Source organism: Pseudomonas yangonensis (genome assembly GCF_009932725.1).
Taxonomy (GTDB): domain Bacteria; phylum Pseudomonadota; class Gammaproteobacteria; order Pseudomonadales; family Pseudomonadaceae; genus Aquipseudomonas; species Aquipseudomonas yangonensis.
This window is the reverse complement of sequence record NZ_BLJU01000003.1, coordinates 1-13,408: the sequence shown is the minus strand read 5'-3', so window position 1 is coordinate 13,408 and position 13,408 is coordinate 1. Positions and strand designations below refer to the sequence as shown.

The following is a 13,408-nucleotide window of genomic DNA, read 5'->3' as shown; positions in this document are numbered from 1 at the left end:
GTCCTTACCTCGTGAGTAACGAGCGTGCTTCAGATCTATGGCGGTTTCAGTCTGATGTGGCCAGCCGTTCGGCAAAAGCCTGGAGTGCTGCCAGCCCCTGCACATCGGCCGCCAGTAGCGGAAGTTGCTGCACCGGCAGATGGCCCAGGGCCTGGCGCAACTCGTCCAGGTAGCGCTCCTCCTGTTCCCGGCGCTCGGCGAGAAAGGCGCCGGCATCGGCTGGCGAGCGTTTGTTGATCACCAGGCCCGCGACGTTCACCCCACTGCGCTGCAGCTGCTCATGCAGTTCGATGCTCTCCAGCACCGGCAGGCGCTCGGCGGCCAGCACGATGACGAAGGCGCATTGCTGCGCGTCGCCGAGCACCTTGCGTAACTGGCTGAAGCGATGTCGACGACGATCCAGTAGGCGACGCACCTGGCTGTCGCGATCATCCGGCGAATCGCCTGGCTCGCGGCCCAGCAGCGACTCGCCAAAACCGCGGTCGTCGCCACCCAGGTTGCGCAGCACTGCGCCAAAGCCGGCACTGCGCTCACGGCGACGCATCAGGCCTTCGGTCCAGGCTGACATCATCTCCGGCAGTGCCATCAGGCGTGCGGTATGCCCCGAAGGGGCCGTGTCGAAAACCACCAGGTCATAGCCGTGCAGGCCGCTGTCGACCGTTTCTGCGATGCGCTCGAGCAACGCGGCTTCATGCATGCCCGGTGCATCGCGCGACAGGCTCATGTGCTTGTCCACTTCGCCGACCAGGTGAGCAGGCATCAGCTTGCGCAGCGCGGCGCCCACCTCGTTCAGGTGCTGTTCGACACTGGCCTGGGGATCGAGCTCCAGGCCGTCAAGGCCCTCTGTCAGCGCCACCGGGCTCGGTCCCACCGAGCGGCCCCAGAGGTGACCCAGGTTGTGCGCCGGGTCGGTGGACACCAGCAGCACGCGGCGTCCGCTGCGCGCCTGGGCCAGCGCGGTGGCCGCCGACACCGTGGTCTTGCCGACGCCGCCCTTGCCGCCGATGAACAGCACGCGGCGCTTTTCAGCCAGTTCTAGCAGCATCCGATGTGATCCAGTGGTGAGCGCTCCATGCCCATGCGTCGATGCCAATCGTGGAAGCGCTCGTACAGCACCGGCATCAGCTCCAGGGTGTAATAGGCCGCGGGGTTGGGCACGCCGAGGGTTTCGCTGAACACCAGCAGCATGAACAGATCGTCCTCGTCGCGCCGGGCACGGGCGAAGGTTCGCCGGTACGGCGCGACGTAGAACTCGCGCAGCCCGGCAGAAACCCGTTGCAGCAACGGCGCCTGGCGCTCGCTCACTCGCGCGCCTCGCCCTGCGCGTCAGCCTCGACCGGGTCGCGACCCTGGCGCATGGCGATGAACGATTCCAGGGTCACCCACAGCGCGGCGATCAAAATCACCACGTCCATGCCCAGCAGCAGCCAGTTTTCGGCGCGGTAGAACTGCCCCATCTGCACCAGCAGGGCGAAGATCGACATTGCCAACAGGAACACCAGCGGCACCAGGGTGTAGATCGCCGGGCGGCCCTTCTTGATCAGGATCACGGTGATGATCGCCAGGGTCAGGCCGGCCAGCAGCTGGTTGGTGGTGCCGAACAGCGGCCAGATGATCATGCCACCGCTGCCATCGGCGCCGGCGCCGAAGGCCAGGGTCATGCACACGCCAACGGCCAGCAGTGTGCCGAACAGGGTATTGACCTTGATTCCGGCCAACTCGCCGGCTTCCTGGATGACGAAGCGCTGCAGGCGCAGGCCGGTATCCATGGTGGTGCCGGCGAACAGGATGGCCATTACCGCGAGGATGGTCGCGCCCAGATCTGCCGGCAGGCCCAGGCCGTTGGCCAGCAGGCTGCCGCCGCCAGCCACGAAGGCGTTGACGCCGCCGGTGCCGAATGCGGTGTACACCGCCTGCCAGTCCACCAGGGTGGCGAAGCCGGCGGTGCAGCAGATGATCGCAGCCAGCGACAACATGCCTTCGCCTACGGCGCCGAAATAGCCGACGAAGCGGGCATCGGTTTCCTTGTCAAGCTGCTTGGAGGTGGTGCCCGAAGCCACCAGGCCATGGAAGCCGGAGATGGCGCCACAGGCGATGGTCACGAACAGCAGCGGCACGATGCTCGGCGTGTTGTCCGGCAGAGCATCGTTGAACGCGGGGGCGACGATCTCCGGCGCGCCGAACAGCACCGCTGTGTACAGCAGGCCAAGACCGACGAACAGTTGCAGACCGTTGATGTAGTCGCGCGGCTGCAGCAGCACCCACACCGGCAGCAGCGAGGCGATGGCTGCGTAGGCGAACAGCAGCAGGATCCAGACCGACTTGGCCGACAGGCCCAGTACGGTTTCCGGCAGAACCACCGGCACTGCGTTACCCAGCAGGATAAGCGCGTAGAGCACCGCCACGCCTATGACCGATGGCCACAGCAGGCCGACCTTGTAGCGATAGATCGCCTGACCGATCAGCAGCGCCACGATGATCGCCCCCCAAACCGGAATCACCGACGTCGGCGTCGACACCAGCAGGTTGGAGATGACCGCGGCGAAGGCGCCGTTGACCATCAGCAGCACCAGGAAGATCACCACCAGGAACAGACTGCGGCCGCGCGCGCCGATCAGCTTCCCGCTGAGCATGCCGATGGATTGGCCGCGATTGCGCGCGCTGGCCCACAGGGCGCCGAAGTCATGTACGCCGGCGAAGAAGATGGTGCCCAAGGTGACCCACAGGAAGGCCGGTACCCAGCCCCAGATCACGGCGATCGCCGGTCCGACGATGGGCGCAGCGCCTGCCACCGAGGTGAAGTGGTGGCCCCACAGCACGAAACGGTTGGTCGGCACGTAGTCGACCCCGTCGCCCATGGTATGGGCCGGCGTGCGGTAGTTGGGATCGAGACGGTAGATCCGCTCGGCGATGAACTTGGAGTAGAACAAGTAGCCCAGCGACATGGCGCTCAGGCCGACAAGCATCAGCAGGATAGAACTCATCGTTGCGTTCCTTCGACTGCGTCCCGCTTCCGGAGCAGGCACGCCAGCCGCGGAATCTGGCCCGCTCGTGACGGCAGGCAGGACGTCGTTTTTTATCAAGCGGCCCCAGGCCGCGCACACGCTCAACGGCGCAGCCCGAACTTACCGGTCAAGGAGGCCGGGGTAAACCCTGAATTTCCGGGGCGCTGGCTGCGCTGCGACGAAACAGCGGGGGAGTGGTCGCAGCTTGGCTGCTGGTGATGAGGGCCGCGTGGGCTGATGGCGCTGCGCATATCCATCGTGCGCCGTTGTATAGCCGGCCTTCGCGGCGCATCGCTGATGCGATAGTTGGCACTTTCCGCTGCGCTGCCTGGTCGTAAATGGTGAGGGAACGGCAATGTGCCGAGAGCACTGCCAGACGCTGGCTTCGCCGCAGCGTTATGCCCTGCATCCGAACGGCAGCCTGAACCGGGTAGCCGTTTCCAGGCGTGCCGCGCCATGTGGTCCGCCATCGATATGCGAGGAGATTGTCATGGGCTTGGGAACCATACTGCTGATCATTCTGATCCTGTTGCTGATCGGCGCCATCCCGGCGTGGCCGCATAGCCGCAGCTGGGGCTACGGGCCAACTGGTGGTCTGGGGCTGGTGCTGGTCATAGTCTTGGTACTGCTATTGCTCGGTTACATATGACCCAGCGCTTGCGTCGACGGCGCAGGCATGAGCCGTCAGCGATCGGCGCTGACGGCGAAGCGTCGGGGCGGCAACCTTTCCATTCGTTTCAGACGCCGCCCCATGCGCTTTAGCGCACCTGTACCACCAGCTTGCCCACCGCCTTGCGCTGGCCGAGAGCATTAATCGCTTCCCCGCCACGCTCCAGCGGGAAGGTTTGCGACACCAGCGGTTTGAGTTTGCCTTCGGCATGCCATGCGAACAGTTGCTGGAAGTTCTCGGCGTTATCCTGCGGCTGACGTTGGGCGAAGGAGCCCCAGAACACGCCGACCAGTGATGCGCCTTTGAGCAGTGGCAGGTTAGCCGGCAGCGCCGGAATGCCACCGCCAGCGGCGAAGCCCACTACCAGGAAGCGGCCATTCCAACCGATGCTGCGGAAGGCTTCCTCGAACAGCGCGCCGCCTACCGGATCGTAGATCACGTCGACACCCTGGCCGCCGGTGAGCTTCTTCACTTCGTCCTTCAGACTTTGTTCGCTGTAGTTGATCAGCTCGTCGGCGCCGGCTTTGCGCGCCACTTCCAGTTTTTCGGCACTGCTTGCTGCAGCAATCACTTTCGCGCCCATGGCCTTGCCGATTTCCACCGCTGCCAGACCGACGCCGCCGGAGGCGCCGAGCACCAGCAGGGTTTCACCCGGTTGCAGGTTGGCGCGCTGCTTGAGGGCATGCATCGACGTGCCGTAGGTCATGCCGAAGGCCGCCGCCGTGGTCAGGTCCATGCTCCGGGGCACCGGCAATACGTTGTAGGCCGGCACGGCGACCTCTTCGGCGAAGCCGCCCCAGCCGGTCAGTGCCATCACCCGGTCACCGGCGCGCAAATGGCTGACCTTCTCGCCCACGGTCTTGACCACGCCGGCTACCTCGCCACCCGGGGCGAAAGGAAAGGGCGGTTTGAACTGGTATTTGCCTTCGATGATCAGCGTGTCGGGGAAGTTGACCCCGGCGGCCTGCACCTCGATCAGCACTTCGTTCTTTTTCGGCTCGGGGCTGGCGATTTCTTCCAAGACCAGGGTGTCGGCGGGGCCGAAGGCTTTGCACAGCAGGGCTTTCATGAAGGTCATTCCTCTTGCAGGGTGCCTTGCAGTGTAGAAAGCGACCGTCGGGGGTCAACGAGCATGCCGATGCCTGATAGGTCGGCATAAGCGCCGGGCTTGGGTGCAGGCCTGTGGATGGCTATGCTAGGCACATCCCCGATGGAGTGCCGAACGTGAAACTGTTGACCGCCCTGCTGCTGAGCCTGTCGATCTGCCTGCCTGCCCTGGCGTCTTCGGAAAAGAAAGAAGAGGCGCCGACGACGATTTATCACAACCTGTTTCCGGCGCTGATCGGCAATCTGGCGGATCAGGGCGGCCGTCTCAAGTTCTTCAAGGCCGATGTATCGCTACGGGTCACCGGTACCGAGGCCGAGGAAAAGCTCAAGCAGCACGAACCGCTGATCCGCCATCAGCTGGTGATGCTGTTCTCGGCACAGACCAGCGAGACCATCAATGCCCCCGACGGTCGTGAGAACCTGCGTCTGGAAGCGTTGAAGAAAGTGCAGGACGCGATCAACGGCGAGGAGGGCAAGCCCATCGTCGAAGACCTGCTATTCAACAACCTGATCATTCAGTAGCCAGGCGCGGGTTCAGCCAAGGGGCAGCATGCGCTTCGGCGCCGATCTGGTGCCGGCAGTCGGCTTAAAGGGCACTGGTGACGGCATGCGTCGCTCAACGCATGGTGAGAATCGCCTGCCACTGGGCTTCGCTTACCGGCATCACCGACAGGCGACTGCCGCGTTGAACCAATGCCAGGTCGGCGAGTAGCGGGTTGTTCTTCAGGTGCTGCAGGGTCAGCACCTCGTCGAAGGCCTCGACGAACTCCACATCCAGGGCGCTCCAGGGATTCTTCTCGGCGCTGGCCTTGGGGTCGTGGTAATGGCTTTGCGGGTCCAGCGCGGCGGGGTCCGGATAAACTTCGCCAGCGATGCGCGCAATACCGGCGATGCCGGGTTGCGGGCAACTGGAGTGATAGAAGAAGAACAGATCGCCCGGTTTCATCGCCCGCATGAAATTGCGCGCCTGGTAATTACGCACGCCATCCCAGCGCGTTTTGCCGAGTCGCTGCAGGTCGTGGATCGATAGTTCGTCGGGTTCGGACTTCATCAACCAATAAGGCATGAACTTTGCTCCTGCAGGTCTGTCCGTAAGCGGACGCTCGTTTGGGTAGATATCTCCGACAGCCGGTTGGCGCCGGAAATTGCGTAGCGCTTTTTACTGGCGGAAAATGCCCGGCTAAACGCCTGGCGCCGTTCTGTTGCACACAACAATAACGCTCGACCAACGCGCGCATTGCCTTGAAGGGGGAGGCAATAGATGAAACGCAAGCCAGATCTTTTGTGGGTTCTCGTCGTACTGTTCAGCCTGGGTGTGGTTACCACCGGTTACACCCAGAGTCTGTGGGAGCGCCAGAGCGACGCTCCGATCAATGTAACGCAGCAGCCCTGATTCGCCGGCTGCCAGCGTAAGCGCCGCAGGGAGTGCGGCGCTGCATCGCTCGCCTCAATACCACGCCTTGTCCGTCACCGTCGCCTGCAAGGGCACGTCCCAACTGGCCATCGCCAGTTCGTCCACCCGCTGACATTCATGTGCCAGGCCCAGCAGCGTCGGCATGTGCCAATTTTTGCGCCTATGCAGATAAGCCAGGCTGCGGTCATAGAAGCCGCCCCCCATGCCCAGGCGACCGCCGCGATCATCGAAGCCCACCAAAGGCAGCAGCACCAGATTCAGCGCCCAGACCTTGCGTTGACGTTTGGGCTGCGGACGCGGCTCGAGGATGCGAAAGCGATTGCCCGCCAGCTTCTCGTGCCGAGTGACGCGCTGAAACACCATCTTGGTGCGTGGCCAGGCGCTGAGCACCGGCAGGTAGGTGCGCTTGCCGCGTTTCTGCGCGGCAGCCAGCAACGGGCGCGGATCGATTTCGCCATCGTTGGGCAGGTACAGCGCGATATGCCTGGCGCGACGAAACGCCGGGCTCTGCACCAGTTGCCGGTACAGATTGCGCGCGGCAATACGTTGCTGGCTGCGGCTGAGTGCGCGTCGACGTTGGCGCAGCACACGGCGCAGTTGCGGGCGACTGAGGGGGGCAGAAGTGGTCATGAAAGAGGGATCGAGCGAGACAGGTAGCGGTGGCTACAGGGGGAGATGATGACTTCCCGGCGTGCCGCTGTCGGTTTAGCCCTTGAACCCGAAAGTTCAAGGTGGAGGTTGCAGGAGGCGTTAAGGCTTTCCGTCAGGCGGACATGCACACCGGCCCCAACGTGCAACCCCCGTGGTTGTGCGTATCGGCTCAGGGACATCACCGACTGGCGCACACCCCAGGAAGTTGCGCCCAGTATACCCCAATAGAGACGCTGAGGGGCGGCCCGCGACGAACAGGCGGGCATGCTGCTGATCAGGACGCCGAGTCGTCGGCCAGTGCCTGGTCGACGCGATCGAGCAGATCGCGCACCTGCTGGCGGGTGGAGCTGGCGTCCTGGTCCAGACGCTGCTGCTTGTGCAGCAGGTCGTGGGTGATGTTCAGCGCCGCCATCACGGCCACGCGGTCGGCACCGATCACTTTGCCGCTGGTACGGATCTCGCGCATCTTGCCATCCAGGTAGCGGGCAGCGCTTTCCAGATTGGCGCGTTCGTCCTGCGGGCAGGCGATGCAATATTCTTTGTCCAGAATGTGGACGGTCACGGTGTTCGACTGGGTCATGAGTCCTGCTCCAGGGCTTTGAGGCGCGAAATCATCGATTCGACCTTATGCCGGGCCAATTCGTTCTTTTCGATCAGATGGGCGCGTTCCTCGCGCCAGGCCTGTTCATTCGCCAGCAGGAGTCGGTTGTGAGCCTTCAGCTGCTCGACACGCTGGATCAGCAGCTCCAGCTTGGCGGTCAATGCGTGCAGTTCGGCGTCTTCCATGGGCTCTCGCTATGGGAGGGAATGGCTGGACTATATAGGCTTGTCCCGGTCATGGGTCAAACCATGCTTGGCAGTGGTGTGATGCACGTGGCGGCATCACACCGGCGGCCTCGGATGGTCTTGGCGCGCCTGCCGGTGCTAGGATACGAGGCCTCCATTCTAGAGATTGCGCCGCCTGGCGCCTAGCTATCTATGTCGATTCCAAGCTCTCCTTACGCCGCCTTCGCCGCTCTGTTGAACAGCGCCGGGTATTCCGTTTCTCCTGCCGAACTGCATGGCCTGTTGCTCGGCCGTAGCTGCGCCGGTGCCGGCTTCGACGCCGATGCCTGGCTGCTCGACGCTGCCGACCTGCTCGGCGGTGAGCCGCAGGACAACGTGCGTCAGGCGCTGATCGGCTTGCAGGAGATGGTCAAGGGCGAGCTGTGCAGCGAGGACATCACCGTCGTGCTGCTGTTGCCCGATGACGAAACCCCGCTGGCGCAGCGCGCAGGCGCGCTGGGTCAATGGTGCCAGGGCTTTCTGGCAGGCTTCGGCCTGACCGCCCGCGACGGCGCACTGAGCGCCGAGGCCATGGAAGTGTTGCAGGATCTCTCCGCCATCGCCCAGGTACAGAGCGCCCTGGAAGAGTCTGAAGATGGCGAGAGCGACTACATGGAGGTCATGGAGTACCTGCGCGTGGCGCCCCTGCTGCTGTTCACCGAGTGTGCCAAGCCCGCCGCGCCTGCCGCCAAACCCTCCCTGCACTGATTGCCCGTCGGAGCCTGCCTTGATCAGCATCCCCAAGTCCGAATATGCCCGTCGGCGCAAGGCGCTGATGGCGCAGATGGAACCCAACAGCATCGCCATCCTGCCGGCTGCGCCGGTGTACATCCGCAACCGCGACGTCGAGCACGTCTACCGCCAGGACAGCGATTTCCAGTACCTCACCGGCTTTCCCGAGCCGGAGGCGGTGATGGCGCTGATTCCCGGTCGTGAGCATGGCGAGTACGTGCTGTTCTGCCGCGAGCGCGATCCCGAGCGCGAGCTGTGGGACGGCCTGCGCGCCGGCCAGGACGGAGCGATCAGCAAGTTCGGCGCCGACGATGCCTTTCCCATCGGCGATATCGACGACATCCTCCCCGGGCTGATCGAAGGCCGCGAGCGCGTCTACTACGCCATCGGTTTCAACCAGGAGTTCGACCATCGGCTGATGGAGTGGGTCAAGCACATCCGCGCCAAGGCGCGTCAGGGCGCCACGCCGCCGAACGAGTTCGTCGCCCTCGATCATCTGCTGCACGACATGCGCCTGTACAAGTCGGCCGCCGAGGTGAAGGTGATGAAGGAGGCCGCTGAGATCAGCGCGCGCGCGCACATTCGCGCCATGCAGGCCAGCCGCGCCGGTCTGTTCGAATACCACCTGGAAGCCGAGCTGGATTACGAGTTTCGCAAGGGCGGGGCGAAGATGCCGGCCTACGGCAGCATCGTCGCCGCCGGCAGAAACGCCTGCATCCTGCACTACCGCGAGAACGATGCGCCGCTCAAGGACGGCGACCTGGTGCTGATCGACGCCGGCTGCGAGATCGACTGCTACGCCAGCGACATCACCCGCACCTTCCCGGTCAGCGGCAAGTTTTCGCCCGAACAGAAGGCTATCTACGAGCTGGTGCTGGCCTCGCAGGAGGCGGCGTTCAAGGAGATCGCCCCGGGCAAGCACTGGAACGAAGCCCACGAGGCCACCGTACGGGTGATCACCGCCGGGCTGGTGGAGCTGGGACTGCTAAGCGGGGATGTCGACGAGCTGATCGCCACTGAGGCCTACAAACCTTTCTATATGCACCGCGCCGGCCACTGGCTGGGCATGGATGTGCACGATGTCGGCGACTACAAGGTCGGCGGTGAATGGCGCGTGCTGGAGCCGGGCATGGCAATGACCGTCGAGCCTGGCATCTATATCGCTCCCGACAACGACAAGGTCGCCAGGAAATGGCGCGGCATCGGTGTGCGCATCGAGGATGACGTGGTGGTGACCAAGAAGGGCTGCGAGATTCTCACTGGCGGTGTGCCCAAGACGGTCGCCGAGATCGAGGCATTGATGGCTGCCGCGCGCACCGAGGCGGCCTGAGCCCATGTCCCGCGTGAACCTGGCGATCATTGGTGGCGGGTTGGTGGGCGCCAGCCTGGCGCTGGCCCTGCAGGACACTGCGCGTCAGCGCGGCTGGCGCATCGCCCTGATCGAACCCTTCGCCCCGGGCAGTGATTACCAGCCCAGCTATGATGCGCGCTCCACCGCGCTGTCCTATGGCAGCCGGCTGATCTACGAACGCCTCGGCCTGTGGCAGAGCATCGCCCAGCGGGCCGAGCCGATTCAGCAGATTCATGTGTCCGACCGCGGCCGCTTTGGCGCCACGCGTTTGCAGGCCATCGAAGAAGGTGTGCCGGCGCTCGGTTATGTGGTGGAAAACGCCTGGATCGGCCATTGCCTGTGGCAGGCGCTGGATCAGGAGCTGATCGAATGGCGTTGCTCGGCCGAGGTGGTCGGCATGCAGCGTCTCGACGACGGTTATCGGCTGACCCTGAATGACGAAACCTCCCTCGACTGCGATCTGGCTGTGCTCGCCGACGGCGGGCGTTCCGCTCTGCGTGAACAGCTCGGCATCAACGTCAGCAGCAAGCCCTATGGGCAGAGCGCACTGATCGCCAACGTCAGCCCGCTGGAGGCGCATCGTGGTCAGGCCTTCGAGCGCTTCACCGATGACGGCCCGATGGCCATGCTGCCGCTGGAAGGTAACCGCTGCGCGCTGGTCTGGACGCGCAGCAACGCCGATGCCGAGCGCCTGTTGCGCGTCAGCGAGGCACAGTTTCTCGGCGAACTGCAGCAGGCCTTCGGCTATCGTCTGGGCGCCTTGCAGCAGGTTGGTGCACGGCACCTCTACCCGCTCAGCCTGGTCGAGGCGCAGGAGCAGGTGCGCGCGCATCTGGTGGTGCTGGGCAATGCCGCGCACAGCCTGCACCCCATCGCAGGCCAGGGCTACAACCTGTCGCTGCGCGATACCCTGGCGCTGGCTGAAGTATTGATCGCCAGCGAGGCGCCACTGGGCGATTTCGCCACGCTGCAGCGCTATCGGCAGCGCCAGCAGCTCGATCAGCAAATGACCGTCGGTTTCTCCGACCAGGTGACGCGCCTGTTCAGCAACGCCCAGCCGCTGCTGGCCGCCGGGCGCAATCTGGGCTTGCTCGGCCTCGACCTGTTGCCGCCGGCAAAGCGCTGGTTCGCCCGGCAGGCAATGGGCATGGGCACGCGAAGTCTGTGACAGCCAAGGAATGAATATGCGAGCGGATCTGATCATCGTCGGCGCCGGAATGGTCGGCAGCACCCTGGCCCTGGCGCTCGAGCACAGCGGCCTGGATATCCTGATCGTCGACGGCGGCCCGCTCAGCGTATCGCCCTTTGCGGCGCAGGCGCCGTTCGAGGCGCGTGTCAGCGCCCTGTCGATGGCAAGCCAGCGCATTCTCGAGCGCCTCGGCGCCTGGCCAGGTATCGCCGCACGGCGCGCCTGCCCTTATGGCGAGATGCGCGTGTGGGACGGCTCCGGGACCGGCAGCATCCACTTCGCTGCCGCCAGCGTGCATGCCGAGACGCTGGGGCACGTCGTCGAGAACCGCGTGGTGCAGGATGCCCTGCTCGAGCGCCTGCACGACAGCCAGATCGGCCTGTTACCGGGCGCACGCCTGGAGCAGTTGCGCCGCAGCGGTGACGACTGGCTGCTGACCCTCACCGACGGTCGTCAGCTGCGCGCGCCGCTGTTGGTGGCAGCCGATGGCGGCAACTCCGCGGTGCGGCGTCTGGCCGGCTGTGCCACCCGTGAATGGGATTATCTGCATCACGCCATCGTCACCAGCGTACGCTGCGAGCGCCCGCACCAGGCCACGGCCTGGCAGCGCTTCACCGATGACGGCCCGCTGGCTTTCCTGCCACTGGCAGGGCCGGCTGGCGAGCACTGGTGTTCGATCGTCTGGTCCACCGTGCCGGTCGAGGCCGAGCGGCTGATGGCGCTGGACGATGAGGCCTTCTGCGCCGAGTTGGGCAAGGCCTTCGAGCATCGCCTCGGCAAGGTGCTGCATGCCGACCGCCGCCTGTGCATCCCGTTGCGCCAGCGTCATGCCAAACGTTATGTGGAGCCGGGGCTGGCGCTGATCGGCGATGCCGCGCACACCATCCATCCGCTGGCGGGGCAGGGCGTCAATCTGGGTTTTCTCGATGCCGCGGTGCTCGCCGAGGTGCTGCTGCACGCCGTCGAGCGTGGCGAGAGCCTGAGCGAAGAGCGCGTGCTGAGTCGTTTCGAACGTCGGCGCATGCCGCACAACCTGGCGATGATGGCGGCGATGGAAGGCTTCCAGCGCCTGTTCCAGGCCGACCCGTTGCCGCTGCGCCTGCTACGCAACATCGGCCTCGATCTGGTCGATGGCCAGGCCGAAGCCAAGGCGCTGTTCGTGCGTCAGGCGCTGGGGTTGTCGGGCGATTTGCCGGAGTTGGCGAAGGCCTGAGCCAGCGCTTGAGCCATGGGCACGGGCAATCGCGCGGCTGTCAGGATGCCCGTGCGTCGCGGTGTTCCTAGCCGTTTCGCTGGCCATCCACAGGCCTGAAAATGCCTTGTAACAACTGGCCAGCATTACGTGCGCGGTTTCGTTGAGAAGGCAAATAACATTCACTAGTATTCAGCCACTTTGCTCACCCACAAGAGGCTGGTCCCATGAAGGCTCGCAACGCGCTGCTCGCTGCATTCACTCTCAGTACCCTGGCAACTGCTGTCCAGGCTGCCGATGAGGTTGTGGTCTACTCGTCGCGCATCGATGAACTGATCAAGCCGGTGTTCGACGCCTACACCGCCAAGACCGGCGTGAAGGTCAAGTTCATCACCGACAAGGAAGCGCCGCTGATGCAGCGGATCAAGGCCGAGGGCGAGAATGCCGTGGCCGACATGCTGATTACCGTCGATGCCGGCAACCTCTGGCAGGCCGAGCAGATGGGCATCCTGCAGCCGACCCAGTCCGATGTCATCAAGGCCAACATCCCCGCTCAGTATCGCTCCAGCACCGACAGCTGGACCGGCCTGTCGCTGCGTGCGCGGACCATTTTCTACTCTACCGAGCGCGTCAAGCCGCAAGAGCTGTCCACTTACGAAGCGCTGGCCGACAAGAACTGGGAAGGCCGCCTGTGCCTGCGCACCAGCAAGAAGGTCTACAACCAGTCGCTGACCGCCACCCTGATCGAAACCCACGGCGCCGAGAAGACCGAGGAGATCATCAAGGGCTGGGTCAACAACCTGGCCACCGACGTGTTCCCGGACGATACCGCTCTGCTGCAGGCCATCGATGCTGGTCAGTGTGACGTGGGCATCACCAACACCTACTACTATGGCCGCCTGCACAAGGAGCAGCCGGACCTGAAGGTCAAGCCGTTCTGGCCGAACCAGAACGACCGCGGCGTGCACGTCAACCTGGCCGGTGCCGGCGTGACCAAGCATGCACCGCATGCCGAGCAGGCCAAGAAACTGCTGGAGTGGATGACCACCCCGGAAGCGCAAAGCATCTTCGCCGGCGTCAACCAGGAGTTCCCGGCCAACCCGGCGGTCGCTCCGTCTGACGAAGTGGCCGCCTGGGGTACCTTCAAGGCTGACTCCATCGCTACCGAAGTGGCCGGCAAGCGCCAGGCCGAGGCCACCATGCTGATGGATCGCGCCGGCTGGCAGTGAAGCGGCTACAGGCTGCAGGCCGCAAGCCTGAAGCCTGAAGCCT

At 64.5% G+C, this 13,408-nt stretch carries 16 protein-coding genes and 1 other RNA gene; 8 read left to right on the top strand and 9 right to left on the bottom strand.

Annotation, left to right across the window (positions count from 1 at the left end; translation table 11 throughout):
* Positions 1-46: 46 nt before the first annotated feature.
* From GYB81_RS05630 to GYB81_RS05620, 3 genes are read right to left on the bottom strand one after another with little or no spacing between them, the layout of a single operon-like run.
* Positions 47-1,045, bottom strand: a complete 999-nt coding sequence (locus tag GYB81_RS05630; RefSeq protein WP_161865701.1) for an ArsA family ATPase — start codon at positions 1,043-1,045, stop codon at positions 47-49.
* The gene (locus GYB81_RS05625) at positions 1,036-1,305 is read right to left on the bottom strand and encodes a cory-CC-star protein (RefSeq protein ID WP_218573860.1); all 270 of its coding nucleotides are present in this window, start codon (positions 1,303-1,305) and stop codon (positions 1,036-1,038) included. Before GYB81_RS05625 ends, GYB81_RS05630 begins: the two co-directional genes overlap by 10 nt.
* On the bottom strand, positions 1,302-2,984 hold the full coding sequence (locus GYB81_RS05620; protein WP_161865702.1) for a carbon starvation CstA family protein: 1,683 nt from the start codon (positions 2,982-2,984) through the stop codon (positions 1,302-1,304). The genes GYB81_RS05625 and GYB81_RS05620 overlap by 4 nt, the downstream gene beginning before the upstream one ends.
* Positions 2,985-3,495: 511 nt before the next feature.
* Here GYB81_RS05620 and GYB81_RS05615 point away from each other — a divergent pair.
* Positions 3,496-3,654: a DUF3309 family protein gene (locus tag GYB81_RS05615; protein ID WP_161865703.1), complete on the top strand. Its 159-nt coding sequence runs from the start codon at positions 3,496-3,498 to the stop codon at positions 3,652-3,654.
* A 109-nt stretch (positions 3,655-3,763) separates the two neighbouring features.
* Here the strand turns inward: GYB81_RS05615 and GYB81_RS05610 are convergent, their stop codons facing one another.
* Positions 3,764-4,744 carry an NADPH:quinone oxidoreductase family protein gene (locus GYB81_RS05610; RefSeq protein ID WP_161865704.1) on the bottom strand — a complete coding sequence of 327 codons (981 nt, stop codon included), beginning with the start codon at positions 4,742-4,744 and terminating at the stop codon, positions 3,764-3,766.
* A gap of 155 nt (positions 4,745-4,899) precedes the next feature.
* Between GYB81_RS05610 and GYB81_RS05605 the strand changes: the two genes are divergently transcribed.
* The gene (locus GYB81_RS05605; RefSeq protein WP_024306445.1) at positions 4,900-5,304 is read left to right on the top strand and encodes a flagellar basal body-associated FliL family protein; all 405 of its coding nucleotides are present in this window, start codon (positions 4,900-4,902) and stop codon (positions 5,302-5,304) included.
* Between the two features lie 94 nt (positions 5,305-5,398).
* Here GYB81_RS05605 and GYB81_RS05600 read toward each other — a convergent pair whose 3' ends face one another.
* The gene (locus tag GYB81_RS05600; protein WP_161865705.1) at positions 5,399-5,848 is read right to left on the bottom strand and encodes an EVE domain-containing protein; all 450 of its coding nucleotides are present in this window, start codon (positions 5,846-5,848) and stop codon (positions 5,399-5,401) included.
* Between the two features lie 195 nt (positions 5,849-6,043).
* Here GYB81_RS05600 and GYB81_RS24950 point away from each other — a divergent pair, with 195 nt between their 5' ends.
* Positions 6,044-6,175, top strand: coding sequence for a hypothetical protein (locus GYB81_RS24950; protein ID WP_013713530.1), 132 nt, complete (start codon positions 6,044-6,046; stop codon positions 6,173-6,175).
* Between the two features lie 54 nt (positions 6,176-6,229).
* Here the strand turns inward: GYB81_RS24950 and GYB81_RS05595 are convergent, their stop codons facing one another.
* The 4 genes from GYB81_RS05595 to GYB81_RS05580 all read right to left on the bottom strand — a co-directional run bounded on the left by GYB81_RS05595 (position 6,230) and on the right by GYB81_RS05580 (position 7,633).
* Positions 6,230-6,826, bottom strand: a complete 597-nt coding sequence (locus GYB81_RS05595) for a 5-formyltetrahydrofolate cyclo-ligase (RefSeq protein ID WP_161865706.1) — start codon at positions 6,824-6,826, stop codon at positions 6,230-6,232.
* Positions 6,827-6,875: 49 nt separating this feature from the next.
* Positions 6,876-7,054, bottom strand: a non-coding RNA gene (gene ssrS, locus GYB81_RS05590) — 6S RNA.
* A 67-nt stretch (positions 7,055-7,121) separates the two neighbouring features.
* On the bottom strand, positions 7,122-7,427 hold the full coding sequence (locus GYB81_RS05585) for a cell division protein ZapA (protein ID WP_024306451.1): 306 nt from the start codon (positions 7,425-7,427) through the stop codon (positions 7,122-7,124).
* A complete protein-coding gene (locus tag GYB81_RS05580; RefSeq protein ID WP_013713533.1) occupies positions 7,424-7,633 on the bottom strand; it encodes a TIGR02449 family protein in 210 nt (69 codons plus the stop codon). The genes GYB81_RS05585 and GYB81_RS05580 overlap by 4 nt, the downstream gene beginning before the upstream one ends.
* A gap of 192 nt (positions 7,634-7,825) precedes the next feature.
* On the opposite strand from GYB81_RS05580, the gene GYB81_RS05575 reads away from it, so the two are divergent.
* The 5 genes from GYB81_RS05575 to GYB81_RS05555 all read left to right on the top strand — a co-directional run bounded on the left by GYB81_RS05575 (position 7,826) and on the right by GYB81_RS05555 (position 13,365).
* A complete protein-coding gene (locus GYB81_RS05575) occupies positions 7,826-8,380 on the top strand; it encodes a YecA/YgfB family protein (RefSeq protein WP_161865707.1) in 555 nt (184 codons plus the stop codon).
* Between the two features lie 19 nt (positions 8,381-8,399).
* Positions 8,400-9,734 (top strand): Xaa-Pro aminopeptidase, encoded by a 1,335-nt coding sequence (pepP, locus tag GYB81_RS05570; protein WP_161865708.1) that lies wholly within the window; start codon positions 8,400-8,402, stop codon positions 9,732-9,734.
* A 4-nt stretch (positions 9,735-9,738) separates the two neighbouring features.
* The gene (gene ubiH / locus GYB81_RS05565; protein WP_161865709.1) at positions 9,739-10,923 is read left to right on the top strand and encodes a 2-octaprenyl-6-methoxyphenyl hydroxylase; all 1,185 of its coding nucleotides are present in this window, start codon (positions 9,739-9,741) and stop codon (positions 10,921-10,923) included.
* A gap of 16 nt (positions 10,924-10,939) precedes the next feature.
* Complete coding sequence (locus tag GYB81_RS05560; protein WP_161865710.1) at positions 10,940-12,157, top strand: 2-octaprenyl-3-methyl-6-methoxy-1,4-benzoquinol hydroxylase; 1,218 nt, start codon at positions 10,940-10,942, stop codon at positions 12,155-12,157.
* A gap of 206 nt (positions 12,158-12,363) precedes the next feature.
* Entirely contained in the window at positions 12,364-13,365 is a 1,002-nt protein-coding gene (locus GYB81_RS05555) for an extracellular solute-binding protein (protein WP_161865711.1), read from the top strand.
* The last annotated feature ends 43 nt before the right edge of the window (positions 13,366-13,408 follow it).